At 66.3% G+C, this 24,862-nt stretch carries 22 protein-coding genes; 10 read left to right on the plus strand and 12 right to left on the minus strand.

The genetic code is table 11. From position 1 onward, the window contains the following. Positions 1 to 3: 3 nt before the first annotated feature. On the plus strand, positions 4 to 2,442 hold the full coding sequence (locus ACEWX3_RS09775; protein WP_374159311.1) for a CoA transferase: 2,439 nt from the start codon (positions 4 to 6) through the stop codon (positions 2,440 to 2,442). A 103-nt stretch (positions 2,443 to 2,545) separates the two neighbouring features. On the opposite strand, the gene ACEWX3_RS09780 is transcribed toward ACEWX3_RS09775, so the two are convergent. Continuing rightward, entirely contained in the window at positions 2,546 to 3,607 is a 1,062-nt protein-coding gene (locus ACEWX3_RS09780; RefSeq protein WP_374159312.1) for an NAD-dependent epimerase/dehydratase family protein, read from the minus strand. A gap of 61 nt (positions 3,608 to 3,668) precedes the next feature. Here ACEWX3_RS09780 and ACEWX3_RS09785 point away from each other — a divergent pair, with 61 nt between their 5' ends. After that, on the plus strand, positions 3,669 to 4,466 hold the full coding sequence (locus tag ACEWX3_RS09785) for a lysophospholipid acyltransferase family protein (protein WP_374159313.1): 798 nt from the start codon (positions 3,669 to 3,671) through the stop codon (positions 4,464 to 4,466). Between the two features lie 2 nt (positions 4,467 to 4,468). Then, positions 4,469 to 6,103 (plus strand): acyl-CoA ligase FadD12, encoded by a 1,635-nt coding sequence (fadD12, locus tag ACEWX3_RS09790; protein ID WP_374159314.1) that lies wholly within the window; start codon positions 4,469 to 4,471, stop codon positions 6,101 to 6,103. Here the strand turns inward: fadD12 and ACEWX3_RS09795 are convergent. The 4 genes from ACEWX3_RS09795 to ACEWX3_RS09810 all read right to left on the minus strand — a co-directional run bounded on the left by ACEWX3_RS09795 (position 6,100) and on the right by ACEWX3_RS09810 (position 10,748). Continuing rightward, on the minus strand, positions 6,100 to 7,548 hold the full coding sequence (locus tag ACEWX3_RS09795; protein WP_374159315.1) for a wax ester/triacylglycerol synthase family O-acyltransferase: 1,449 nt from the start codon (positions 7,546 to 7,548) through the stop codon (positions 6,100 to 6,102). The two genes, fadD12 and ACEWX3_RS09795, sit on opposite strands and share 4 nt — an antisense overlap. A 156-nt stretch (positions 7,549 to 7,704) precedes the next feature. Continuing rightward, complete coding sequence (locus ACEWX3_RS09800; RefSeq protein ID WP_374159316.1) at positions 7,705 to 8,541, minus strand: mycofactocin-coupled SDR family oxidoreductase; 837 nt, start codon at positions 8,539 to 8,541, stop codon at positions 7,705 to 7,707. A gap of 37 nt (positions 8,542 to 8,578) precedes the next feature. After that, positions 8,579 to 9,703 (minus strand): cytochrome P450, encoded by a 1,125-nt coding sequence (locus tag ACEWX3_RS09805; RefSeq protein ID WP_286183525.1) that lies wholly within the window; start codon positions 9,701 to 9,703, stop codon positions 8,579 to 8,581. Positions 9,704 to 10,028: 325 nt separating this feature from the next. Further along, a complete protein-coding gene (locus tag ACEWX3_RS09810) occupies positions 10,029 to 10,748 on the minus strand; it encodes a TetR/AcrR family transcriptional regulator (protein ID WP_374159317.1) in 720 nt (239 codons plus the stop codon). A 222-nt stretch (positions 10,749 to 10,970) separates the two neighbouring features. Between ACEWX3_RS09810 and ACEWX3_RS09815 the strand changes: the two genes are divergently transcribed. Further along, positions 10,971 to 11,756 carry an enoyl-CoA hydratase gene (locus ACEWX3_RS09815; protein WP_207068448.1) on the plus strand — a complete coding sequence of 262 codons (786 nt, stop codon included), beginning with the start codon at positions 10,971 to 10,973 and terminating at the stop codon, positions 11,754 to 11,756. A 16-nt stretch (positions 11,757 to 11,772) separates the two neighbouring features. Here the strand turns inward: ACEWX3_RS09815 and ACEWX3_RS09820 are convergent, their stop codons facing one another. From ACEWX3_RS09820 to ACEWX3_RS09850, 7 genes are read right to left on the minus strand one after another with little or no spacing between them, the layout of a single operon-like run. Further along, positions 11,773 to 12,576, minus strand: coding sequence for an acyl-CoA dehydrogenase family protein (locus ACEWX3_RS09820; RefSeq protein ID WP_207068449.1), 804 nt, complete (start codon positions 12,574 to 12,576; stop codon positions 11,773 to 11,775). Between the two features lie 2 nt (positions 12,577 to 12,578). After that, positions 12,579 to 13,700, minus strand: coding sequence for an acyl-CoA dehydrogenase family protein (locus ACEWX3_RS09825; RefSeq protein ID WP_374159318.1), 1,122 nt, complete (start codon positions 13,698 to 13,700; stop codon positions 12,579 to 12,581). Then, complete coding sequence (locus ACEWX3_RS09830; RefSeq protein WP_207068451.1) at positions 13,697 to 14,143, minus strand: nuclear transport factor 2 family protein; 447 nt, start codon at positions 14,141 to 14,143, stop codon at positions 13,697 to 13,699. The genes ACEWX3_RS09825 and ACEWX3_RS09830 overlap by 4 nt, the downstream gene beginning before the upstream one ends. Continuing rightward, positions 14,127 to 15,377 (minus strand): amidohydrolase family protein, encoded by a 1,251-nt coding sequence (locus tag ACEWX3_RS09835; protein WP_374159319.1) that lies wholly within the window; start codon positions 15,375 to 15,377, stop codon positions 14,127 to 14,129. The genes ACEWX3_RS09830 and ACEWX3_RS09835 overlap by 17 nt, the downstream gene beginning before the upstream one ends. After that, complete coding sequence (locus ACEWX3_RS09840; protein WP_207068452.1) at positions 15,377 to 15,706, minus strand: hypothetical protein; 330 nt, start codon at positions 15,704 to 15,706, stop codon at positions 15,377 to 15,379. Before ACEWX3_RS09840 ends, ACEWX3_RS09835 begins: the two co-directional genes overlap by 1 nt. Beyond that, positions 15,699 to 17,042, minus strand: a complete 1,344-nt coding sequence (locus ACEWX3_RS09845) for an aromatic ring-hydroxylating dioxygenase subunit alpha (protein ID WP_374159320.1) — start codon at positions 17,040 to 17,042, stop codon at positions 15,699 to 15,701. The genes ACEWX3_RS09840 and ACEWX3_RS09845 overlap by 8 nt, the downstream gene beginning before the upstream one ends. Before the next feature lie 6 nt (positions 17,043 to 17,048). Then, positions 17,049 to 17,579 (minus strand): carboxymuconolactone decarboxylase family protein, encoded by a 531-nt coding sequence (locus tag ACEWX3_RS09850; RefSeq protein ID WP_374159819.1) that lies wholly within the window; start codon positions 17,577 to 17,579, stop codon positions 17,049 to 17,051. Between the two features lie 258 nt (positions 17,580 to 17,837). On the opposite strand from ACEWX3_RS09850, the gene ACEWX3_RS09855 reads away from it, so the two are divergent. The 6 genes from ACEWX3_RS09855 to ACEWX3_RS09880 all read left to right on the plus strand — a co-directional run bounded on the left by ACEWX3_RS09855 (position 17,838) and on the right by ACEWX3_RS09880 (position 24,774). Continuing rightward, positions 17,838 to 19,133, plus strand: coding sequence for an amidohydrolase family protein (locus tag ACEWX3_RS09855; RefSeq protein ID WP_207068454.1), 1,296 nt, complete (start codon positions 17,838 to 17,840; stop codon positions 19,131 to 19,133). Positions 19,134 to 19,167: 34 nt separating this feature from the next. Then, positions 19,168 to 20,346 (plus strand): acyl-CoA dehydrogenase family protein, encoded by a 1,179-nt coding sequence (locus ACEWX3_RS09860; RefSeq protein WP_207068455.1) that lies wholly within the window; start codon positions 19,168 to 19,170, stop codon positions 20,344 to 20,346. A gap of 85 nt (positions 20,347 to 20,431) precedes the next feature. After that, on the plus strand, positions 20,432 to 21,667 hold the full coding sequence (locus tag ACEWX3_RS09865; protein ID WP_374159321.1) for a CaiB/BaiF CoA transferase family protein: 1,236 nt from the start codon (positions 20,432 to 20,434) through the stop codon (positions 21,665 to 21,667). Beyond that, positions 21,664 to 22,464: an enoyl-CoA hydratase/isomerase family protein gene (locus tag ACEWX3_RS09870; protein WP_374159322.1), complete on the plus strand. Its 801-nt coding sequence runs from the start codon at positions 21,664 to 21,666 to the stop codon at positions 22,462 to 22,464. Before ACEWX3_RS09865 ends, ACEWX3_RS09870 begins: the two co-directional genes overlap by 4 nt. 2 nt (positions 22,465 to 22,466) lie before the next feature. Beyond that, positions 22,467 to 23,612, plus strand: coding sequence for an acetyl-CoA C-acyltransferase (locus ACEWX3_RS09875; RefSeq protein ID WP_374159323.1), 1,146 nt, complete (start codon positions 22,467 to 22,469; stop codon positions 23,610 to 23,612). A gap of 13 nt (positions 23,613 to 23,625) precedes the next feature. After that, entirely contained in the window at positions 23,626 to 24,774 is a 1,149-nt protein-coding gene (locus ACEWX3_RS09880; RefSeq protein ID WP_374159324.1) for an acyl-CoA dehydrogenase family protein, read from the plus strand. The last annotated feature ends 88 nt before the right edge of the window (positions 24,775 to 24,862 follow it).

Genomic DNA, 24,862 nt, shown 5'->3' on the forward strand with positions numbered 1-24,862 from the left:
TCGGTGCGCCCAGAGCCTGACCCGCCTCTTGCCGGCCACGTCGTCGTCGACCTGTCCAGCGGGATTGCGGGCGCGTACTGCACGAAACTGCTCGCCGACGGTGGCGCCGAGGTGATCAAGGTCGAGCCACCCGAAGGTGACCAACTGCGCGGCTGGTCGGCATCGAGAGCCGAGATCCTCGACGGCACCGATGGTGCGCTGTTCTCGTTCTTGGCCTGCTCGAAGCGCTCCGTGATCGCCGAGCCGGACACCGACGGTGCGTTTGTCGACGCCCTGCTGGCGGGAGCGGATGCCGTCGTCTGGTCCCCGGGGCCGGGCGTGGCCGGCGACGGGCGGTTCGCGCCTGAGGCGATGCGGCGGCGTCACCCGCACCTGACGGTCACCGCGATCACCTCGTTCGGGCTCGAGGGTCCCTGGAAAGACAAGGCCGCGACCGAATTCACGCTGCAGGCCTGGTCGGGCGGGATCGTCGGTCTGGGCCGCGGGACTCCGGACCGGGCGCCGGTCTTCGTCGGCGGTCAGGTCGGCGACTACCTCGCCGGTGCCTACGCCAGCGCGGCGACGATGGCCTCCTGGATGCGTGGCGGCGCCGAGCTCGTCGATGTGTCGCGGCTCGAGACTTCCGTCCTCGGGCTGACCTACTATCCGGTCAGCTACTACGAGATGCTGGGCCGGCCCTGGCGCGACGCGCGTCGCCCGACGGTGCCGGGCATCGCCCGTGCCAAAGACGGTCTGATCGACATCGGTTGCGGCACGGCTCAGCAGTGGTTCGACCTGTGTGCGATGACCGGCCACGACGACTGGATCGACGAGGACTCGCCGCTGTCGATCACCCAACAGGCCAATGAGAAAGCCGACGAGCTCTATGCGTGGGTGAGCGAGCAGACCGTCGACGAGATCCGGGACCTGGCCACCGCTTTCCGCATCCCCAATGCCCCGGTGGCCAACGGTGCCAACGTCGAAGGGCTGGATCACTTTGTCGCCCGCCGATCGTTCGTGGTCAATCCACGCGACGGGTTCACTCAACCCACCCACCCCTACCGCATGACGCCCGCGGCGCTACGCCCTCCCGAGCCCGCGCCGCGCCTCGGCGAGCACACCGAGCACCACCGTTCGCTGCCGCGAAATAGGATTCCGGGTCGTGAATCTGGCGAAACCACAGCCCGGAATCCTATTTCGCGGCGGAGCGGCCCGCGGACGGGGTTGCCGTTCGCCGGTCTGCGGGTGATCGACATGACCACCTTCTGGGCCGGCCCGAGTTGCACCCACCTGGTGGCCATGCTCGGCGCCGACGTGATCCATGTGGAATCGACCCGCCATCCCGACGGCACCAGGCTGATCGCCGGCATCCCGGTCACCGAGGAACTCTGGTGGGAACGCTCACCGATCTTCTCGGGCCTGAACACCAACAAGCGGGGGGTGACGCTGAACCTGCAGAGCGCGGAGGGCCGCGACCTGCTCAAACGACTGATCGCCACCGCCGACGTCGTGGTGGAGAACTTCACCCCCCGGGTGCTGGAAAGCATGGGACTGACCTACGACGAGGTCAAGGCCGTCCGCCCCGACGTGATCATGGTGCGGATGCCGGGTTTCGGCCTCGACGGTCCGTGGCGCGACAACCCGGCGTTCGCCTACGTCATCGAAGCTGCCGCCGGAATCAGCTGGCTGACAGGTTATCCCGACCGCAATCCGTACGAGCCCTACTCGGTCGGCGACCCCAACGCCGGCATTCACGCCCTCAACGCTCTGCTGCTCGCGCTGGCGCACCGGCAGCGTACCGGCGAGGGCTCGATGGTGGAGGCCGCCATGGTCGACGCAGCGCTGAACGTGGCGGCCGAACAGGTCATCGAATACTCGGCATACGGCGCGGTGCTGGAACGTGCCGGCAATCGCGGTCCCGCCGCCGCGCCGCAGAACCTCTACCGCACCAACGAGATCGATGAGTTCGGCCGCGCTGACAGCTGGGCGGCGATTGCGGTGGCCACCGACGCGCAATGGTGTGGTCTGTGCGATGCGCTGGGCCGACCCGAGTGGATGGTGACCGGCGAGCTGGCCACAGCGGTCGAGCGGCACGCGCACCACGACCTGATCGACCGGCATCTGTCCAGCTGGTGCGCCGATCGCACCGGCGACGAGATCGTATCTGCCCTCTGGGCACACGACGTGCCGGTGGCCAAGGTGCTCCAGCCGCACCGCCAGACCGAACTCGCGCAGCTGCGGTCGCGGAATTTCTTCGAGCCGGTCGGGCACCCGGTCAATCCGACCTCGCTCCACAGTACGTTGCCGTTTCGCTTCTCCGGAGGCCCGGACCGGGTGCACACCACGCCTGCCCCACTTCTGGGCCAGCACAACCGCGAACTGCTCCGGGAGATCGGGCTCAACGACGCCGACGTCGATCGGCTCGAAGCCGAAGGCGTCATCGGAAGCTCGCCGGCCCGCTAGCCTCAGAATCCATGACGATCGCGTCGACGGTGGCACCGAGGCCGCCGGTGGTTGGTACTTCCATCCGCAGACGGGCGAAGCCGCCCTCGGCCCGGGGTGAGGGTCACACGTCCGGGGTCGGGTCTCCCAGCTTGCGGCGGACGGCACCCCAGGGATCGGCGTACTGCCCCGGCTGCTTCCAGTAGGCCCCGCGGCGCTTCAGCAGCGCCCGCACCAGCGGTGCCAGCGCAGTGAGCACATACCTGGACGGCCCGGCCTGCGCGCGTGACTCGTCGAGCATGTCCTGCCACGAATAGTGCTGGAACTGCAGCGCTTCCTGAGCTCGGGCGGTGTCCATCCAGTCGGTGACGAACCAGTCGTCGTCGCTGTTGGGGTCGCCCTTGCGGCCGGGCACCAAGCCGCCCTTGAGGCCGCGGGACTCGGCCAGCGCCTTGCCGACCTCACCCTGGACCCGTCGGTGGGAGTCGTCTCCGGCGATCAGCAGGATCTCACCCACCACGTCTGCGGTCGTAGCGGCGGCGAACGCCCATGCGACGTCGCGAACGTCGACGCTGTGCAATCTGCCGTCGGTGGGCAGCAGGCTCTCGAAGTACAGCGCGTCGGAGGAGAACGGGATCGCCTTGGGATCGGTGCTGAGGACCCCGCCGAGTCGCAGCACCACCCACGGGAGCGACGACGCCCGCACAATCTCCTCGGCCTGCGCCTTGTGGGCGCTGTAGAGGTCGGAGTGCTTCAACGGCATGTCCGCTGTCACCGGTCCGGTTGCGCGGTGCGGATTCCGTGAACCGAAGACAGCATTGCTGGACGCCTGCACGAACCGCGGGGGTTCGGGCTGTCCCTCGGCGATCTTCACCAGGGTCGCGGTGGCGTCGACATTGACTTTCCGGGCCAGCGACCGGTTCTTGTAGATCCCCGGAGGAATGATCGCGGCCAGGTGGATGATGACCTCGGGGGCCACGTCGGCGACCAACTCCGCGGTCTGCTCGGCGTCGGTGAGGTCGACCCACCGTGCCGTGACTCCGGAGGGTAGTGCCGCCTGCGCCTCGCGGTTGGCGGGGCTGCCCAAGTCGGCGACGACGACGGTGCGCCCGAGCTCGGCCAGTCGTCGCACCGTGGCCGATCCGACCAGCCCGAACCCCCCGGTGACAAGCACCGTACCCGGCATCAACGCCCCCTAGCTGCGGATATGACATTCTCCAAATCTGAGAGTAGCATATCCATCTACCATGTCCGACGAGCCGGCCGAGACGGCCAAATGGGATCCCGGTTTCACCCGTCAGATCACCAGCTGGGTGGGGCCGGTCATCAAACGATACTTCCGTGCGGAAGTCCGTGGCATGGACGCCCTGCCCGCCGCCGGCGGTGCGCTCGTCGTGTCGAACCACTCGGGCGGCATGCTCACCCCTGACGTGCTGGTTTTCGCGCCGCAGTTCTACGGACACTTCGGCTTCGACCGGCCGCTCTACACCCTGGCGCACTACGGCGTGTTCGTGGGTCCGCTCGGCGACTACCTGCGGAAGGCGGGCGTGATCGAGGCCAGCCGGGAGAACGCGGCAGCGGCATTGCGATCGGGTGCGGTGGTGCTGGTGTTTCCGGGTGGTGACTACGACTCCTACCGTCCGACGATGACGGCGAACGTCGTGGATTTCAACGGCCGCACCGGATATGTGCGTACCGCCGTCGAATCCGGTGTGCCCATCGTGCCGATGGTGTCCATCGGTGCGCAGGAAACCCAGCTCTTCCTGGCCCGCGGCGCCTCGCTCGCACGCCGCCTCGGCCTGACCCGCGCGCGAATGGAGATTCTGCCCGTCAGTGTCGGCTTTCCGTTTGGGCTCTCGCTGATCGTCCCACCCAACCTCCCGCTGCCGGCCAAGATCGTGACCCGCGTCCTGGAGCCGATCGACGTGGTCGCCGAGTTCGGCGAGAACCCCGACGTCGACGAGGTCGACGGGCACGTGCGCGCGGTCATGCAGGCGGCGCTCGACGATCTGGCTCGCAACCGCCGTTTTCCGATTCTGGGCTGAGCATGGCGGATGCCCGGGCGTTGTTCCGCACGCTGTGGCGTGCCCGGCTCATCGCGCCGATGCGCCCGGACCGATACCTGCGCATGGGGATGGCGATGCGTCGTGCCGGCCTGACCGCCACAGTGGGCTTCGCCGCCGCGGCCCAGCGCTGCCCCGACCGCGCGGGCCTGATCGACGAACGCGGCACATTGACCTGGAGGCAGCTCGACGACCGTTGTGACGCACTCGGTGTCGCACTGCAGCAGAAGAATTCGCACTCCGGCCTACCGGCGACGGTGGCGGTGATGTGCCGAAACCATCGCTGTTTCATCGAGGCGCTGGTCGGCGCCAACCGCATCGGTGCCGATGTCGTGTTGTTGAACACGTCGTTCGCCGGGCCCGCCATGGCAGAGGTGATCGAGCGGGAGAGCGCCGGCAGGCCGATCACCGTGATCTATGACGAGGAGTTCACCGACACCGTCGAGCGGGCGCTGCGCGACATTCCGAACGCCACGCGGATACTGGCCTGGGCCGACGGAACCGACGTAACCGGCAGCGCCACCGCCACAGTCGACTCGCTCATCGAGGCTCACCTCGGCAGGCGTCCGGAGTCCGCCGGCCGCCGTAGCGACGTGATCCTGCTGACCTCCGGCACCACCGGAGCGCCGAAAGGCGCCAAACGATCTGCCGGCAGCGGCGGCGCCGGCGACCTCAAGGCAGTCCTGGACCGCACCCCGTGGCGCGCCGAGGAGCCGATCGTCATCGCCGCGCCGATGTTTCACGCCTGGGGCTTCTCGCAGCTGCTGTTCGCCGCGCTGCTGGCCTGCCCGATCGTCACCCGCCGCAGGTTCGATCCGGAGGCCACGCTGGCGCTGATCGACCGGCACCGGGCCACCGGTCTGGCCGTGGTGCCGGTCATGTTCGACCGCATCATGGACCTACCCGACGACGTACGAAACCGATACAGCGCCAAGTCGCTTCGATTCGCCACCGCGTCGGGCTCCCGGATGCGCCCCGATGTGGTCACCGCGTTCATGGACCAGTTCGGCGACGTGATCTACAACAACTACAACGCCACCGAAGCGGGCATGATCGCCACCGCCACCCCCGCAGACCTGCGCGCGGCGCCGGACACCGCGGGCCGACCCGCCGACGGTACCGAGCTGCGCATCCTCTCCGCCGACCACCGGGAGGTGGCCGACGGAGAGGTCGGCCAGATCTTCGTGCGCAGCTCGACGCTGTTCGACGGATACACCTCGGGTGCCACCAAGGACTTCCACGACGGTTTCATGGCCTCGGGGGACATGGGATACCTCGACGCGGCCGGCAGGCTGTTCGTGGTCGGTCGCGACGACGAGATGATCGTCTCCGGCGGGGAGAACGTCTATCCCATCGAGGTGGAGAAGATCCTCACCGCCCATCCGGGCGTGGCCGAAGCGGCGGTGCTCGGTGTGGACGACGAGCAGTACGGCCAGCGGCTCGCCGCGTTCGTGGTACTCGACAAGGGGGCGTCCGTCGAGGTGGACGACCTCAAGCAGCACGTCCGTGACAACCTCGCCAATTACAAGGTGCCACGCGACATCACACTGCTGCCCGCGTTGCCGCGCGGCAGCACCGGCAAGATCCTCCGCAAAGAGTTGCGAAGCCGGCCAGGTTAGCTCTCGGCCGGCGCCGGAGCCATCGCCGAATCCACGACGCCGGGGATCGGTAGTCCGCAGACGCGACGTAATTCTGCGAACGCGTGGACCATTGCGTCGGTGGCCTCGTGCGGATCGTCGAAGGTGGCATCGTCGGACAACACCGCGATGTCGACCTGATCGACATAGCTCCACACTGTCATGTTGAACGCACTGCCCGCCGAAAGCACACCCACCGAGTAGATCTCGGTGACCGGTGCCCCGCCGATGTGTCCCCGCCGTCGGGGGCCGGGCACGTTGGACACCGCGACGTTCATCAACCGGTTGTGATCGGCGCGCTTGGCCTGCAGGCGGAACAGCGTCGGCGCGAGCGGCGGGGGCAGGTACTCGAGCATGCGGCCCTGCAGGGCCGGCCCGAGCAGGTCGTTGTCCTCCTTGGCCCTGGCGGTCGCCAGCGACGTCAGCCTCACCCGTTGCATGGCGTCGTCGACGTGCACCGGCAGCGAGACCATCATCCCGCCGATTTCGTTGCCCGTGACCCGCTCCGCGGATTTGTCGATCGCGACCGGGACCGTCGCCAGGATGGGGCGGTCGGCCCGCCCGTCGTGACGCAACAACAACTCGCGCAGTCCACCGGCGGCCACGGCCAGCACGACGTCGTTGAATGTCACGCCCAGGTGCTTGGCGGTCTCCTTGACCTCGGCCAGCGACAGCGACGCCGTCGCGAACGTGCGGACCGGCGACACGACGTGGTTGAGAAACGTGGGCGGGGCATTGAAGGGTCTGGCCAGATCCGGATGAGCGCGGCGTTGGCGGGACCGCCGTCGTAACCGAGTGAAGCCCCGCGCCGCGTCGGCCACGAGTCCGGGTAACCCGGCGATGTTCCGAAAGTGGTCCAGCTGAGCTTCTTTGAGTAGTTCCCCGTCGGACGGTGCCTCACAGCCGGCCGGAGGATCATCGCGTTCGTCCTGCTCGTCGCCGGACAGATCCATCAGCCGGGCAAGCAGATTGGCCGACGCCACCCCGTCGGCGAGGGTGTGGTGCACCTTCCCGATCAGGGCGAACCGCTGGTCGGCCATTCCCTCGGCGAAGTGGAATTCCCACAACGGCTTGGTGCGGTCCAGCGGCGTGCTGGCGATCTCGCCGATCAGCCGGTCGAGTTCACGGCGACCGCCTGGGGCGGGCACCCGGACCCGACGCAGGTGATAGTCCAGGTCCACCGGACAGTCCTGCAACCACATCGGGTGATGCAGGTGCCATGGTATGTCGACCAGCCGGTAGCGCAACGGGTCCAGCAGATGCAGCCGGCGCGCGACCGTGCGGTGGAACGCGTCGAATCCGTACGGGGCTCTGTCCTCGTCGGCGTAACCCGACGCATCGAGTATCGCGACTTTCAGCGTATGGGTGTGCAGGTTCGGGGTCTCGCTGTACAACAGCATGGCGTCCATGCCGTTGAGCCGCTTCATGGACAGACATGCAACCACCCGAACGCCATGATCACTGCGGATTCGGCGGAATGCCTCAGCCGCCGAGGATGTTCAACGCATCGGGGGTCTTCACGTCGACGGACGCCGCCGCGTAGCGCTGTGCCCAGTGCTGCGGGGAGGGCTACGCCGACGTCGTCACTTCAGGCAGCTGCCGCCGTCCACCGGCAATGTCACACCGGTGATGAAGCGCGCCTCGTCGGAGGCGAGGAACAACACCGCGTTGGCGATGTCCTCCGGCTCCACCCAGCCGATCGGCAGGGTGTGCATGAGCTGGCCGACCACCTTCATGTCGTCCGGACCCGGGTTCTCCAGATCGGGACGGAACAGCTTCATCGTCGGTTCGTTCATGAACAGCGGGGTGTTCACGTTGGTCGGGTGCACCGAGTTCACCCGGATGTTCTGCGCCCCGAGCTCGACGGCGAAGGTGCGCATCAAGCCGACCACACCGTGCTTGGCGGCAACGTAGTGCCCGGTGTGCGGGTACGCCTTCAGGCCGCCGACCGAGCTGGTCAGGATGATGGAACCGCCGTTGCCTCCGGCAAGGATGTGCGGCACACCGGCTTTCACCGTTTTCCACACCCCGGACAGGTTCACCCCGATCATGTCGTCCCAGTCGGGTTCACCGGTCTTGTCGAGCGTCTGACCGCCGTTGCCGATACCGGCGTTGGCGACGATGATGTCGAGCTTGCCGAACTCCTCGACACCGGCGTCGACGGCAGCCTTGAGCGCGTCGTAGTCACGAACGTCGACCTCTGCGGTGTGGATGCGGCCACCGGCGTTCTTGACCATATCCGCGGTCTCGGCCAGGTCCTCCGGTGAGGACAAGGGGATCAGCACACTGTCGATCTGCCTGCAGATGTCGACGGCGATGATGTCGGCGCCCTCCTGGGCCATGCGCACAGCGTGCGCCCGTCCCTGACCGCGCGCCGCGCCGGTGATGAACGCGACCTTGCCTTCTACCCGTCCTGCCATGATGTGTGGTCCTTCTGATCGATGTGATGGTTGAACGTCAGGAAATGAAGGTGGGCATGGCTTCCCAGCCCCGCACGGCGGTGGTCTGCGACGGCGCGGCGTTCGCCCAGTCGACATCCCACTCCGGGAACCGCTTGAGGATCTCCTCGAGCGCGATGCGGCCTTCGAGTCGGGCCAGCGCATTGCCCATGCAGAAGTGGGTTCCAGCACCGAATGTCATGTGCGAGCGCTGTTCCCGGTGGATGTCGAAGACGTCGCCATCGGGCGCGAAACGGCGGTGGTCCCGGTTGGCGGCGCCCACGAGCATCAACATTGCCGAGCCCTCGGGCACCGTCTGTCCGTAGTAGGAGACGTCTCGACTGACATAGCGCGCGATCTGCAGCGCCGGAGGCTCCCAGCGCAGGATCTCTTCGATCGCCTGCGGAATGAGGTCGGGGTTCTCGGCGAGCTCGCGTCGCTGGTCGGGGAAGTCGGCCAACGTCTTGCCGGCCCACCCGATCAGGCGGGTGGTGGTCTCGGCCCCCGCGGTGGCGACCACCGTCAGATACATCAGCAGTTCATCACGGCGCAGCCGCCGCACCGTCCCCGTCTCGTCGGTGAACTCGGCGGTCAGCAGGTCGGTCATGATGTCGTCGGAGGGATGCTCGGCGCGGTAGTCGATGAACTCGGCGAACACCTCACCGGTCGCCAGCAGGTCGACCTGCTCGTTCATCAACGTCGCCTCGCCGTGGTCGGCGACGCGGCGCTGATGCTCTTCGGGAATGCCGAGCAGCATGCCGATCACGCGCATGGGCATCTGTTCACCGAGGTCGTTGACGAAGTCGAAGCGCCCGGACCCCACGAGCGGATCCAGGCAGCGTGCGGTGAACTCGCGGATCTGCGGTTCCAGTGCCAGCACCTTGCGCGGGGTGAACATGCGCGACAGCAGATTACGGTGGATGTTGTGGATCGGCGGATCCTCGAAGATCAAGGTGCCGGGCGGGATCTCCATGCCGGACTTGATGATCTCGAGAAGCGCCCCGCGCCCCGAGATGAAGGTGTCGTGATCGATGACGGCCTTGTTGACATCGTCGAAACGGCTCAAGGCATAGAAGTCGTGCTTGTCGTTGTAGTACAACGGCGCTTCTTCGCGTATCCGGGCGAACACCGGATAGGGGTTCATGTTCAGTTCGACGCTGTACGGGTCGTAATACAGGTCGTCGACCGTCGAGGCGCCCGGTAGGTCGGAGTTCTCGGCGCTGATCGTCACAGGTGTCCTCTCGCTGGACCGGTCTTGGCGTAAGACATCAGCCTACGATTTGTCTCACAACTCTGGCACCGTGGCCATGTGCGTGTCAATGCCCGACTCTTCTGAGGCGAGTGCAACTCTTGGAAAAGAAGAATGGTCTTCTCGAATGCGGAAGTCGTGTCAACGGCGTGGTACGCGACGCCCCATGGGGCGCGCAAGCGTTAACAGGATTCTAGCGAGCGGAGAGCGAGATTCTTGCCTATTCGGCGGCGAAACCGTGGGAGCAGAAGTCCCACACCTCGTCGGCTGTGATCGGATGGGCAGCTCCGTCTTCGCCGTCGCTGCTCGACTGCGCGACGAACATCACCGTCTGCATGGTCATGGCTGCCATCCGCTTGGGATTGATGCTGTCGCGCAGCTGGCCCGCGGCGCTGGCCTCTTCCATCAGCTCGGTGAGCAGCGCGAGCAGCGGGGCGTGGGCCACCTTGACCTCGGACGGGTGAGACACCAGCAGTCGTGGGGCGAAATCGGTGAACAGCGGACGCTTGGCCGATGGGTCCGGGCGAGACGACTCGAACAGCAGCTTGACGGCCACTTCGAGGCGTTCCAGCGGGTCGGCCTGGCTCGCCGTCGCGGCCCGAATCTGGTCCGCGGACCGACTCAGGGCATCCTCGAACAGGGCGAGCAGGAGCTCGTGCTTGCCGTCGAACTGCAGGTAGAAGCTGCGCAACGACTGTCGGGACCGGTCGACGACTTCCTGGACGGTGAAGTCGGTGCTGCCCTTCTCGATGATGATTGCCTGCGCAGCGTCGAGGAAGCGCTGCACACGCTGAGCTGCCCGCAGTTTGGCGGTTTTGATGGAACGCTCGACCGCCCTCTGCTTCCAGGCGGGCTCTTCGCTGGGACTTGTCACCGGCGACTCGACTGTAGGCCGACTGGGGAGAACATGAACTGACTGTACCGGAGAACGCCTTGCCATAGCGGTCCTCGACCCCCTCTCGGCCCACGTGTCAGAGATTGTAACTTCCTCATCTTGAGAATAGTATTCTCATTTTCGAGATAACAGAAGGGCCTCGTGGATAGTCGGACGTGACACGGTTCAACTCAACCGTTGTGCTCGCACCGGCATTCCCGTGCGGCCCGCTGCGCCATCCGTGGTACCCGCCCATGCCGTCCGTAACCCCGTCTGGAGAACGCCCCCGTGTACATCGAATACGACGTCGCCGACAGGATCGCGACCATCACGCTCAATCGTCCCGAGGCGGCCAACGCCCAGAACCCCGAGTTGCTCGACGAACTCGATGCGGCGTGGACCCGCGCGGCCGCGGACAGCGAGGTGTCGGTGATCGTCCTGCGGGCCAACGGCAAACACTTCTCCGCCGGACACGACCTCAAAGGCGGCGGGCCGGTGCCGGACAAGATCACGCTCGAGTTCATCATCGAGCACGAGGCCAAACGCTATCTCGAGTACACCCTGAGATGGCGCAACGTCCCCAAGCCGTCGATTGCCGCCGTGCAGGGCCGGTGCATCTCGGGCGGACTGCTGCTGTGCTGGCCGTGCGACCTGATCATCGCTGCTGATGATGCGCAGTTCTCCGACCCGGTGGTGTTGATGGGCATCGGCGGCGTCGAATACCACGGGCACACCTGGGAACTGGGCCCCCGAAAGGCCAAGGAGATCCTGTTCACCGGGCGGGCGATGACTGCCGAGGAGGTGCTGAGCACCGGCATGGTCAACCGGGTGGTGCCGCGAGACGAACTCCACACCGAGACCCGGGCGTTGGCCGAACAGATCGCCAAGATGCCCCCCTTCGCCCTGCGACAGGCCAAACGGGCGGTCAACCAGACCCTGGACGTGCAAGGCTTCTACGCCGCCATCCAGTCGGTCTTCGACGTGCACCAGACAGGGCACGGCAACGCGCTGTCAGTCGGTGGCTGGCCGGTCCTGGTGGACCTGGCGCAGATGAAGGCCGCCAACAGCAGCTAGATGCTCACGGAAGGCGTCAGAGGACGGCCAGGCGGGGCGCCGAACCGCGCGCCCGCAGGCCGGCACCGGCTCTGCGAGCCAATTCCCTTGAGCTGCCCAGCAACCCGTCGAGGACCAGCGCGCGTTTGACATGATGCTGCAGCGCGTGTTCTTCGGTGAAGCCGGTACCGCCGAGCACCTGCTGGCAGTGTTTGGCGGCCGTCAGCGCCGCCTTGCCGGCGGCGGCCTTGGCCAGCATCGCGGTGAGGTCGGGGCTCTCGATCCCGGGTAGACGCAGTGTCGCCTCGGCGCCTTCGACGGCGACCAATGTCTCGGCCAGCCGGTGGCGGACGGCCTGGAAGCCGGCGATCGGTTTGCCGAACTGCGTCCGGTCCAGCGCGTGCTGACGCGCCAGGGTGAGCATGGCCCGTGCGGACCCGACCAGCCACCAACCGGCCGCCCGGCGCGCTTCGCCCAACCGCATCGTCTGCCCGTCGGGCACACGATGGATCGGCAGCCCACCCAGGGTCGGGTCCTCGACCGGTGAACGGCTCCACACCACCCAGTCCCCGCCGGCATAAGGCATCGGCGGAGTACCGCCGGGTACACCGCCGATGGTCTCCAGGATGACATCATTGAGAATCGATGCGTGCGAACCTGTTTCGCCGAGGAGTCGGAAAACCAGCGGTATCGCCTGGTCGGGTACGTCGGCCAGCATCTCGGCCCAGCCCAGCTCGGCCAGTGCGGCATCCAGTTCGGCGCCCGAATGGCTCAGCATCGTCTTGCGCAACGCGTCTTCGAGCAGGTCGAGTTCGAGAGTCTCGGCGTCGCGGTCGGTCATCGTCATTCCTTCCCGAGGTCGAGCAACCGGCGCGCGATGATGTTGCGCTGCACTTCGGCGGTACCGCCGTAGATGGTGGCGGCGCGCGAATACAGGAACTCGGTGCGCCATTCGTCGTCGTCGAGCTCGATCGTGCCCGGTCGTAGGTCGCGCACAGTGTCGTAGAGCAGTTGCTCGGCACCGGCCAGCAAGACCTTGTCGACCGAGGTGTCGGGCCCCAGCTTCATGCCGTCGGCCAGTCGCTGCTGGGTGACCAGTGAGCGGCACCGCAGGGTGTGCAGCGCCAGGTAGACCTCGCCGAGCTCGGAGTCCACACTCTGACCCTGACCCTTGACATCCTCGATCAGCTCGTCGAATCGCGAGTACAGGTAGGCGATGCGCTGCCAGAAGCATGTCGAGCGTTCGTAGGGCAGCAGATCCATGGCGAGCTGCCAGCCGTCTCCCGGATTGCCCAGCATCCTGTTCGCGTCGACGACGACGTCGTCGAAGTAGACCTCGCAGAATTCGTCGACGCCGTGCATGGTGCGTAACGGGCGCACCGTGATGCCCGGGGTGTCGAGGTCGACGAAGAACGCCGTGATCGCCTGGTGATCGGGTGTGCCCGCGTCGCCGGTGCGGGTGAGCAGGACGCACCGGTGCGAGTACTGGGCGAAGCTCGTCCAGACCTTCTGCCCGTTGATGACCCACCTGCCGTCCTTCTCGACGGCTCGGGTGGTCAACGAGGCCAGGTCGCTACCCGAACCCGGCTCGGAAAAGCCCTGGCACCACTGTTCGTCGCCGCTCAGCAGGCGCGGCACCATCTCGGCGGCCAGCTCCGGTGAGGCGTAGTCGATCATCGTCGGTGCCAACACCTCGAGCATCGAATACGGTCCCGGCTCGGCCAGTCGGCAGCCGACGACCTCCTCGCCCACGATGGCGCGCAACACCGCAGGCCCGCCGAGCCCTCCCGCATGCTCGGGCCAGCCGTAGCGGCTCCATCCGCCGTCGTAGAGCGCGCGTTGCACCCGGGCGAACTGCCGGAGGTGGCCCTCGAGGCTGTGGTCGTCGGGGGGAGTGAGGTCATTGTCACCGAGCCAGGCCTGCAGTGCGGCCCGGAATGCGGCGGGCTCGAACAGGTCCGTCATCCTGCTTCGGGCCTTCCGATGGCGTGCGGACGACCCGAGTCGTGATCGCCGCTGCGGCGGATGAACGTCATCGCGCGGGTCTTCAACCGCCAGCCGGCATCGGTGCGGACGTAGGTGTCGTTGTAATAGCCGATGCGCATGTCATGTTGGGAGTGCTCGATGAAACACAGCGGCTGGGTGCCGGTCGCGCTGTCCGGGTCCGCGGGGTCGAGTTCGACCAGTGACGTGCCGGTCATGAACAACCCTTTGGGCGCGGCCTCGACCAGTTCCGGGAAGCGTGCGAGCGTGTAGGTCGAGCCGAAGGCGCTGTAGGTCCCGTCCGGTGTGAACACCGACATCAGCCCATCGGTGTCACCCTGGGTGATCGTGACCGCGTATTTGGCGAGGAGCTGTTGGATCTCGACCAGGTCCGCGGTGCGTGAGGGGTCAGTTGGCACAGTCATTCTTGAAGACCTTACCGCCCTTCATTACAAAAATGACATTCTGTGTAACGGTAATGTCCGACAGCGGGTCACCGGGAACCGCGATGATGTCGGCCAGGCATCCTTCGGCGAGGCGGCCGAGCTCGGGCTTGTCGATCAGGTCGGCGGCCACGATTGTCGCTGCGCGCAACACCGCCGCGGGCGGCATGCCCCACTCGACGAGGGTGACGAGTTCGTCGGCATTCCTGCCGTGCGGGATGGCCGGCGCGTCGGTGCCGACAGCGATCTTGACCCCGGCTTCATACGCGGCTTTGATCGACGTCTCGGCTTTCGGAAACATCTCGGCGGCCTTGTCCTGCAGTACTTTCGGCGCCTTGGAGACATCCATCGCCTGCGCCAGGCGCCTGGTCGTCACCAGGAAGCGGTCGTGGTCGACCAGCATCTGGATCGCTTCGTCGTCCATCAGGAATCCGTGTTCGATGCAGTCGATGCCGCAGGCCACCGCATGTTTGACCGCTTCGGCGCCGTGGGTGTGCGCCGCCACCTTGAGTCCGCGGCGGTGCGCCTCGTCGACGATCACCCGCAGCTCTTCGTCCGAATAGTGCTGGGCGCCCGCCTCACCGGTCAGCGACATCACCCCGCCCGAGCAACACACCTTGATCAGCTGCGCGCCATGCTTGATCTGGTAACGCACCGCTTTGCGGATCTCGTCGACGCCGTTGGCGATGCCCTCTTCGACGGTCAACTCGAGCACTCCGGGCATGAACGCCGCGAACATCGTCGGGTCGAGATGCCCGCCTGTCGGCGTGATCGCATGCCCGGCCGGAATCACCCGCGGTCCGTCGATCCAGCCCGCGTCGATCGCCCTGCTCAGCGCGACGTCGAGCAGGTAGCCACCGGTCTTGACGAACAAGCCGAGATTTCGCACCGTGGTGAAACCCGCACGTAGGGTGCGTCGTGCGTTGCCGACCGCTCGCAGCACCCTGGTGGCCGGATCGTCCTGGACCTGGGACAGGCCGGGGTTCTCTCCCCGGCCGCCCATCAGCAGGTTGACCTCCATGTCCATCAGCCCGGGCAGCAGAATCGCGTCACCCAGATCGAGAACATCCCCTTCGTCGGCGGAGCCGACAGGACCAGCCTGAGCCGTGCCGCCGATACCCACGATGCGGCCGTCGTCGACGGTGATGACACCGGGCCGGATGATCTCGCCGGCGTCGACGTCGAGCAGACCCGCGGCCTTGAGGGTCAAGCGCACTAGACCACCGGCTCCTTGACGAGCTGGATGTAGGCCGCGCCGCTGTCGAGCACCCGCGGCTGCTTCCACACCTCCACCGGAAAGCTCACCATCACGATCGACTGTCCCAGATGGACGAGCGCCTTGGCATCGTCGGGCATGCCCTTGAGGGGAAAGCGCGCGTCGACGTAGACCATGATGTCCTCGAGGCGGGCCATGCCGGCATCGTAAAGCTCCTGCATCTCGTCCATCGACGAATTGAGCCGCTTCTGATAGCGCTCTTCCTCGGTGGGCAGGCACCAGTCGCTGAACCGCTCGAGATCGGCGAATTCCTCTGGCAACTTAGGCATTTACTTCGTCCTTCGTCGTGGCTTTGTGGCCGGCAGCGGCGTGGTCGGCCGACGAACCGTTACCGTTGAGGCCCGCCTTGTACGCGTCCACGTACTTGTGGGCGGTGTGGTGCAGGTGGCGGAGCAGGACCTCCTGGTCGCACAGTGGGAAGTCGAGAACGGCGCGCGTGCCGATCTGGGTCTGGGTGGCCTCCAACGTATTGGCGTCCTGGAACGCGTACTCCTTGAATGTCACCGCGGCGAGTTCCTGGGAGAGGCGTTCACGCAGATTCTTCGGCGGCACGAAATACAGGTTGGCCTCGAAGATGTGGGTGTCCACCCCGGTGGGCCAGTAGTTGTAGGTCAGATACCAGCCCGGCACCCAGAACAGCAGCGTGAAGTTCGGGAAGAACTCGAACGAGTCCTGGCCCCAGGTCTTGTGGCGGCCCGGGTTGATCGCCGGCGGCAGCTCGTCGGGCAGGATTCCCTTGATCGCGGGCCGGTCCCACGGCCCGAACAGGCCGCTGTGCAGGATCCGCTCGATGGGCTTGACCATGTTCAGATCCTTCGGCGGGCTCATCCCGCCCCACGACGAGATCATCGAGTGGTCACCCTTGATGTCGTAATGCAGTGCCTCGAAGCCGAATTTGGCCAGCTTCTCGGCTTCCGCCTTCTCGGCCTGCTTCATGTGCAGGATCGGCGCGTGGTAGAACTCGACGAACGCGTCGATGAACAGTTTCCAGTTCGATTTGACCTCGGCGCGATAGCTGTAGTGCTCGGTCATCTCGTGGAAGGGATAGCCTTTCAGGCCCTGGCCGAACTCGCCCAGATACTCCTCCAGCGAGACCGCGTCGTCATCGAAGTTGACGAAGATGAACCCCTCCCACACCTCGCACCGCACCGGCTTGAGCGGGTAGTCGGCCTTGTCGACGTCGAAGAACTCCTGCTCCTGCTGGATGAACGTCAGGTTGCCCTGCAGGTCGTAGCGCCAGGCGTGGTACTTGCACACGAACTGGCGGCAGCTCCCGGACACCTCTTCGCCGGGGTAGTCGTTCCAGACCAGCTTGTTGCCACGGTGGCGGCACAGGTTGTAGAACGCGCGGATCTGCTCACCGTCGTTGACGATGATGATCGACGTGCCCGGGCCGACCGAGGGCAGCTCGCGGGTGATGTAGCGGCCCTTCTTGGGGATCAGCTCGACCCGGCCCATCTGAAGCCAGGTCTTGCGGAAAATGGCCTGCTGCTCCAGCTTCCACTGTTCCGGGTCGATGGAGTCCTCGTAGTTGACCGGGCCCGTGCCGAGCTCGGGCCAATTCTCGGTCCAGCTGCCGACATCCGGCTTCTTGAAAAATGCCACGGGTGTCTACCTCTCCTGATCGGGCTCTACGCCGAAGGTGTTGATCGCCATGGCCAGCGAGCCATAGCAGCCGATTGTGAAGACCAGATCCATCAGCTGGCGTTCGTCGAGATGGGCGGACAGCGTCGTCCAGGTCGTGTCGGAGACGTTGGTGTCTCGCTGCAGTTCGTCGACGGCCGCGATGATCGCGGCGTCGAGCTCGTTCGGTGCCTCACCGCGCTCGATTCCGGCGATCACCTCGTCGGTGAGTCCGGCGTCGCGGGCCATGGCGACATGGTGGCGCCACTCGTACTCGCACTTCGTCACGTGCGCGACGCGCAGGACGGCCAGCTCGCGCAGCCGCTCGGGCAGCGTCGAGCCGTAAAGCAGGTGGAAGTTGAACCGCAGGAAGCCGCGCGCCAGCTTCGGGTGACGCATCAGCGTCGCGACCAGATTCCCGGTCGACTCGGGGTTGCGGCGATCAGCGGGCATCAGGCCGGACAGTGCCTGGTCAACGGTGTCGTCCCACTGATCCGCAGGCAATGGAGCCACTCGCACCGCCGTACTCCTCTCGCTCACGAGAATCAGATTCTCATATTCGACCAACAGGTTTTCATTTTTCGGTCGGAACGTCAACGGTGCCGGGTGGGAACGGCGCCGGCGACGTCTCCGTCGGAGGCGGGACGTGCCAGCCAGATAGCTCCAGAACCGTCTTCGGACGTTGATTCTCGCCTGTGGAGAAGATAGTTTCCTCAGTAGGAGAACAGCGCGGTCGTTAGTCTGCGCCCGGGTCGCGCAGACGGGAGGAGCTTCGCCATGCACAGGGACGACATGATTCTGATCAGCGTCGACGATCACATCGTCGAACCGCCGGACATGTTCAAGAACCACCTGCCGAAGAAGTACCTGGATGAGGCGCCGCGGTTGGTGCACAACGAGGACGGTTCCGACACGTGGCAGTTCCGCGACGTGGTGATCCCCAACGTGGCGCTCAACGCCGTCGCGGGCCGGCCCAAGGAGGAGTACGGCCTGGAGCCGCAGGGGCTCGACGAGATCCGCCCCGGCTGTTGGCAGGTCGACGAGCGGGTCAAGGACATGAATGCTGGCGGCATCCTCGGCTCGATGTGCTTTCCGTCGTTCCCGGGTTTCGCCGGTCGGCTGTTCGCCACCGAGGATCCGGAGTTCAGCCTGGCGCTGGTGCAGGCCTACAACGACTGGCACGTCGAGGAGTGGTGCGGGGCGTATCCGGCGCGGTTCATCCCGATGACGTTGCCGGTGATCTGGGACCCGGTCGCGTGTGCCGCCGAGATCCGGCGCAACGCCGAACGGGGTGTGCACTCGCTGACCTTCTCGGAGAATCCCTCGGCCATGGGCTATCCCAGCTTCCACGACTTCGACTACTGGAAGCCGATGTGGGACGCGCTGGTCGACACCGACACCGTGCTCAACGTGCACATCGGGTCCTCGGGCCGGTTGGCGATCACCGCTCCGGACGCGCCGATGGACGTGATGATCACGCTGCAGCCGATGAACATCGTCCAGGCTGCCGCCGACCTGTTGTGGTCCAAGCCCATCAAGGCCTATCCCGACCTGAAGATCGCATTGTCCGAAGGCGGCACCGGGTGGATCCCGTACTTCCTTGAGCGTGTGGACCGCACGTATGAGATGCACTCGACCTGGACCGGGCAGGACTTCGGGGGCAAGCTGCCCAGCGAGGTGTTCCGGGATCACTTCCTGACCTGTTTCATCGCCGATCCGGTTGGCGTGTCCACCCGCCATTCCATCGGCATCGACAACATCTGCTGGGAAGCCGACTACCCGCACAGCGACTCGATGTGGCCGGGCGCGCCCGAGCAACTCGACGAGGTGTTCACCACCAACAACGTGCCTGACGACGAGATCAACAGGATGACCTTCGAGAACGCCATGCGCTGGTATCACTGGGACCCGTTCAGCCACATCGCCCGCGAGCAAGCCACCGTGGGCGCGCTGCGCAAAGCGGCCGAAGGGCACGACGTGTCGATCCAGGCGTTGTCTCATCGGGAGAAGACCGGCGCCTCTTTCGCCGACTTCGCGGCCAGCGCCAAAGAACTGACCGGCAACAAGGATTGACGCGCTGAGCGCAGAGCGAAAAGGGGAGACGACGATGCCGGAAGGCATGAGTTTCGAGTTGACCGAGGATCAGCAGTTGATCCGCAAATCCGTGGCCGAGTTGGCGGGCAAGTTCGACGACCACTACTGGATGCAGAAGGATCAGGACCACGAGTTCCCGCAGGAGTTCTACGACGCCATCGCCGGCGGCGGGTGGCTCGGCATGACCATCCCCGAGCAGTACGGTGGCCATGGGCTGGGCATCACCGAGGCCACCCTGCTGCTCGAGGAGGTCGCCCGTTCAGGTGGGGCGATGAACGCCGCGAGCGCGATCCACCTCTCGATCTTCGGCATGCAGCCCGTCGTCAAGCACGGATCCGACGAACTCAAGGCCCGCACGCTGCCCCGCATCGTCGACGGCGACCTGCACGTGTGCTTCGGCGTCACCGAACCCGGCGCCGGGCTGGACACCAGCCGCATCACCACCTCGGCCAAGCGGGAAGGGGATCACTACCGGGTCAACGGCCGCAAGGTCTGGATCTCCAAAGCGGTCGAATCCGAGAAGATCCTGCTGCTCACCCGGACCACACCGTATGACCAGGTCACCAAGAAGACCGACGGCATGACGCTGTTCCTGACCGACATCGACCGCGATCACGTCGACGTCCGCCCGATCAACAAGATGGGCCGCAACGCGGTGAGCTCCAACGAGGTCTTCATCGACGACCTGATGGTGCCCGTCGAGGACCGGGTCGGCGAGGAAGGCCAGGGGTTCAAGTACATCCTGGACGGGCTGAACCCGGAACGCATGCTCATCGCCGCCGAGGCGCTGGGCATCGGCCGGGTGGCGCTGGAGAAGGCCGTCAAGTACGGCAACGAGCGGCACGTGTTCAACCGCCCCATCGGGATGAACCAGGGATTGCAGTTCCCCCTGGCCGACTCGCTGGCCCGCCTGGATGCCGCCGAACTCGTGCTGCGCAAGGCGACCTGGCTCTACGACAACGGAAAACCGTGCGGACGCGAGGCCAACACCGCCAAGTATCTGTGCGCCGAAGCAGGTTTCGGGGCGGCCGACCGTGCGTTGCAGTTGCACGGCGGCATGGGCTACTCCGAGGAGTACCACGTGTCGCGCTACTTCCGGGAATCACGGTTGATGAAGATCGCGCCGGTGAGTCAGGAGATGGTGCTGAATTTCCTGGGCGAGCACGTGCTCGGCCTGCCCCGGAGCTACTGAAGTGGGTGACGTGGCGTCCGCCGCGGCGTGCTACCCCACCGGGCAAATGCGGCCGGTCGACGGCGGAATGGTTATGTAGTCATTCATGACAGTCTCGGAAAGAGATGAGCGGCCTACCGGACCGTTGTCCGGAATCACCGTGGTGACGCTGGAACAAGCCGTGTCGGCTCCGATGTGCACTCGCGTGCTGTCGGATTTCGGGGCACGGGTGATCAAGGTCGAGAACCCCAAGGGCGGTGACTTCGCCCGCCACTACGACGACGTCGTGCTGGGCCCCGGCGGGCTCGCCGCGCACTTCGTGTGGTGCAACCGCAACAAGGAGTCGGTCGCGATCGACCTGAAGTCCGCCGAGGGTCTTGAGTTGTTGCACCGGCTGCTCGATGGTGCGGACGTGCTGGTGTCCAACCTCGCGCCGGGATCGACCGGACGCCTGGGCATCACCGCGGCCGACTTGGCCGAACGGCATCCCGGGGTGATCGCCGTCGAGATCGACGGCTACGGGCCGGGCGGGCCACTGTCGCACAAACGTGCGTATGACCTGCTGATCCAGGCCGAGTCGGGCACCTGCGCGGTGACCGGGCAGGCCGGCGCGCCCGCCAAACCCGGCCCGCCGGTGGCCGATGTGTCCTCCGGTTTGTACTCCGCCCTGTCCATCCTGGCGCTGCTGTATGCCCGGGATACCGGCCGCCGCCCCGGTGGCGGCGGCGTCGCGGTCAGCCTGTTCGACACGATGATGGACGTGATGGGCTATCAGCTGACCTACACCCAACACTCCGGCGTCGACCAGCAACCTCTGGGAATGAGTTCTCCCGCGGTCGCCCCGTACGGCTCGTATGCCACCGCAGATGACCAGATCGTGGTTCTCGGCACCACCAACGACAACGAGTGGCAGCGGCTGGCCCGAGAAATATTGCAGCGCAACGATTTGGCCGACGATCCGCGCTTTGGCGCCAACTCCGGGCGGGTCGCCCACCGAGCCGAACTCGACGAAGCCATCGGCGCCTGGTGCGGCCGGCACGACCTCGCCGAGATCCAGCGCACCGCTGATGCCGCGGGGATCGGCAACTCGCGATACAACGTGCCCAGTGAGGTGGTGGCTCATCCCCAGCTCACCGCCCGCGACCGGTGGCGCGAGGTCCAGACTTCCCGCGGCCCGATCCAGGCGCTGCTGCCGCCTCCCGTGATCGACGGCTTCGAACCTCCGATGGGTCCGGTTCCGGCGCTCGGGCAGCACACCGACGCCGTGCTCACCGAATTCGGAGTCGCGCCCGCCGAGCTCGATTCGCTGCGGGAACGCGGTGTGATCGGGACGCCCCGATGACCGCGTCGGAGCCCGCGCTGCTGTGCCGCGACGACGACAGGGTGCGAACCCTCACGCTCAACCGACCGCACCGTCGAAACGCGATCGACGCCCGACTGTGGGAGGAACTCGCCGATGCACTGCGCGCCGCGGCGCGTGACGATCTCGGGGCCCTGGTGATCACCGGTGCCGGAGGCGCATTCTGCTCGGGCGCCGACGTCGGAACGGGCGAGACCATCCATCCGCGGCACAAGATGCGCCGGCTCAGCGAGGTCGCTCTGGCGCTGCACGAACTTGCGGTCCCCACCATCGCAAAGGTCACCGGTGTGGCCGTCGGCGCGGGCTGGAACCTGGCATTGGGCTGCGACCTGGTGGTGGCCACCCCCGAGTCGCGCTTTTGTCAGATTTTCGCCAGACGCGGGCTGTCGATGGACCTCGGTGGGTCGTGGCTGCTACCCAAGTTGGTCGGTCTGCAACAGGCCAAGCGGCTGGTGCTGCTGGCGGACATGATCGACGCCGCAGAGGCGCATTCGATGGGGCTGGTCACCTGGGTCAAGTACGCCGAGGAGATCGACGCCTTCGTCGCCGACCTGGCGCGGCGGCTGGCGCAGGGACCGTCTTTCGCGCTGGCGCAGAGCAAGGCTCTGCTCAACGACGGTGCGTGTACGACGCTGCCGCAGGCGCTGGCCAACGAGGCACGCGCGCAACCCGGTAATTTCGCGACCGAGGACTCGACGGAGGCGTACGCCGCGTTCGCCGACAAGCGCGACCCGGTGTTCACCGGACAGTGGTCGCCACACCTGAACACGAAGGAGTAGACATGCGTGACACGGTGATCGTCGAGGCGGTCCGCACCCCCATCGGCAAGCGCAACGGCGGCCTGGCGGACATGCACGCCGCCGACCTGTCGGCGGTGGTGCTCAACGCGTTGGTGGAGCGGGCGGGCGTCGACCCGAGCATCATCGACGATGTGGTCTGGGGCTGTGTGTCTCAGGTCGGCGACCAGTCCAGCAACATCGGTCGTTTCTCGGTGCTGGCAGCGGGATGGCCCGAGAGCGTTCCGGGTACCACCGTCAACCGCGCATGCGGGTCCAGTCAGCAGGCGCTGGATTTCGCGGTGACTTCGGTGATGTCGGGACAACAGGATGTGGTGGTTGCCGGGGGAGTCGAGGTGATGAGCCGGGTGCCGCTCGGCGCGGCGCGTGCCACCGGTATGCCGTACGGACCGAGAGTGCTTGCCCGTTACGGAGATTTCTCGTTCAACCAGGGCATCTCGGCCGAACTGATCGCGCAGAAGTGGGGGTTGTCTCGCACCCGGCTCGACGACTTTTCGGCCCGCTCGCACGAACTCGCCGCCGCCGCCCAGGACGCCGGCGCGTTCGACGCCCAGATCCACCCCGTGTTGACCGACGCCGGCCCAATGTCCGCTGACGAAGGCATCCGTCGCGGCACGACCGCCGACAAGCTGGCCGGTCTCAAACCGGCGTTCAAGGACGACGGTGTGATCCACGCCGGCAACTCGTCGCAGATCTCCGACGGTGCGGCTGCGCTGCTGATCATGGCCGAAGACAACGCGCTGTCGCTGGGGTTGACTCCGATCGCACGCTACCGTGCCGGGGCGGTCACCGGTGCGGATCCCGTGCTGATGCTGACCGGTCCGATCCCGGCCACCGAGAAAATTCTGCACAAGTCGGGTGTGAGCCTGGACGAGGTCGGGGTGTACGAGGTCAACGAAGCCTTCGCCCCGGTGCCGCTGGCGTGGCTGGCCGAGACCGGCGCCGACGAAGCGCGGCTCAACCCGCTCGGTGGGGCGATCGCGCTGGGCCACCCGCTCGGTGCATCCGGTGCCGTGCTGATGACGCGCATGATCAACCACATGCGGGACAACGACATTCGTTACGGGCTGCAGACCATGTGTGAGGGCGGCGGCACCGCGAACGCCACGCTGGTCGAGCTGATCGCCTGACCGGGAGAAGCACGTGCGTAGAGACCTGTTCACCGAGGACCACGAGGCGTTCCGTGAGTTGGCGCGCGACTTCGTCGAGAAGGAGGTCGTGCCCGACTACCCGCTGTGGGAGAAGGGCGGCCGGATGCCGCGCGAGGTGTTCGAGCACATGGGTTCGCTCGGCATGCTCGGCATGGCGATCCCCGAGCAGTACGGCGGCGGTGGCGAACCCGACTACCGCTACAACGTGGTGCTGCAGGAGGAAGCCGCCCGGGCGCTGGTGACGTTGTCGACCGTGCGCACCCAGCTGGAGGTGATCCTGCCGTACTTCCTGCACTACGCCAACGCCGAACAGCGCGAACGATGGTTCCCGGGATTGGCGGCGGGCACATTGCTCACCGCGATCGCGATGACCGAGCCCGGTACCGGCTCCGATCTGGCGGGCATGCGCACCACCGCCGTGCGCGACGGAGACGGCTTCGTCGTCAACGGCGCCAAGACGTTCATCACCGGCGGTATGCAGGCCGACCTGGTGGTGGTCGTGGCCCGTACGTCGACCGATCCGGACAACCGTCGCAAGGGGCTGACGTTGCTGGTCGTCGAGGACGATATGGCGGGCTTCACCCGAGGACGCGAACTGGAGAAGATGGGCTGCAAGGTGCAGGACACCGCCGAACTGTCGTTCGTCGATGTCCGGGTGCCGGCGGCCAACGTCCTGGGTGAGGTCGACGAGGCGTTCGGCTACCTGGGGCACAACCTCGCCCAGGAGCGGTTGACGGTGGCCGTCGGATCCGTGGCCCAGGCGCGCTCGGCGATCACCGCGGCCATCGACTACACCCGCAACCGCACGGCGTTCGGCACGCCGGTGGCATCGTTCCAGAACACCAAGTTCGAGCTGGCGGCCTGCTCGACGGAGGTGGAGGCCGCCCAGGCGATGCTCGACCGTGCGGTGGCGCTGCACGTGGAGGGGGAGCTCTCCGGGGCGGACGCCGCCCGGGTGAAGCTGTTCTGCACCGAGATGCAACAGCGGGTCGTCGATCGGTGCCTGCAGCTGTTCGGCGGCTACGGCTACATGATGGAGTATCCGATCGCCAGGCTGTACACCGACGCGCGCGTCGCCCGGATCTATGCAGGCACCAGCGAGGTGATGAAGGTGATCATCGCCAAGTCTCTGGGTCTGTGACGTCGGCTGAGGATGTAATGCGAATGGCGCACCACGCCAGCCGAATACGTCGCCGCGGGCTCGACTCCCGACCGGTTTGACAGCGCTG

The sequence above is a fragment of the Mycobacterium sp. G7A2 genome (assembly GCF_041902445.1).
Classification (GTDB): domain Bacteria; phylum Actinomycetota; class Actinomycetes; order Mycobacteriales; family Mycobacteriaceae; genus Mycobacterium.

Coding starts and splice junctions, on each gene's coding strand:
- ACEWX3_RS09780 (WP_374159312.1), bottom strand. CDS start 3,607: ATGCCGGGTACGGTGCTTGTCACCGGGGGGTTCGGGCTGGTCGGATCG.
- ACEWX3_RS09785 (WP_374159313.1), top strand. CDS start 3,669: ATGTCCGACGAGCCGGCCGAGACGGCCAAATGGGATCCCGGTTTCACC.
- fadD12 (WP_374159314.1), top strand. CDS start 4,469: ATGGCGGATGCCCGGGCGTTGTTCCGCACGCTGTGGCGTGCCCGGCTC.
- ACEWX3_RS09795 (WP_374159315.1), bottom strand. CDS start 7,548: ATGAAGCGGCTCAACGGCATGGACGCCATGCTGTTGTACAGCGAGACC.
- ACEWX3_RS09800 (WP_374159316.1), bottom strand. CDS start 8,541: ATGGCAGGACGGGTAGAAGGCAAGGTCGCGTTCATCACCGGCGCGGCG.
- ACEWX3_RS09805 (WP_286183525.1), bottom strand. CDS start 9,703: ATGAACCCCTATCCGGTGTTCGCCCGGATACGCGAAGAAGCGCCGTTG.
- ACEWX3_RS09810 (WP_374159317.1), bottom strand. CDS start 10,748: ATGGCAAGGCGTTCTCCGGTACAGTCAGTTCATGTTCTCCCCAGTCGG.
- ACEWX3_RS09820 (WP_207068449.1), bottom strand. CDS start 12,576: ATGACCGACCGCGACGCCGAGACTCTCGAACTCGACCTGCTCGAAGAC.
- ACEWX3_RS09825 (WP_374159318.1), bottom strand. CDS start 13,700: ATGACGGACCTGTTCGAGCCCGCCGCATTCCGGGCCGCACTGCAGGCC.
- ACEWX3_RS09830 (WP_207068451.1), bottom strand. CDS start 14,143: ATGACTGTGCCAACTGACCCCTCACGCACCGCGGACCTGGTCGAGATC.
- ACEWX3_RS09840 (WP_207068452.1), bottom strand. CDS start 15,706: ATGCCTAAGTTGCCAGAGGAATTCGCCGATCTCGAGCGGTTCAGCGAC.
- ACEWX3_RS09855 (WP_207068454.1), top strand. CDS start 17,838: ATGCACAGGGACGACATGATTCTGATCAGCGTCGACGATCACATCGTC.
- ACEWX3_RS09860 (WP_207068455.1), top strand. CDS start 19,168: ATGCCGGAAGGCATGAGTTTCGAGTTGACCGAGGATCAGCAGTTGATC.
- ACEWX3_RS09865 (WP_374159321.1), top strand. CDS start 20,432: ATGACAGTCTCGGAAAGAGATGAGCGGCCTACCGGACCGTTGTCCGGA.
- ACEWX3_RS09870 (WP_374159322.1), top strand. CDS start 21,664: ATGACCGCGTCGGAGCCCGCGCTGCTGTGCCGCGACGACGACAGGGTG.
- ACEWX3_RS09875 (WP_374159323.1), top strand. CDS start 22,467: ATGCGTGACACGGTGATCGTCGAGGCGGTCCGCACCCCCATCGGCAAG.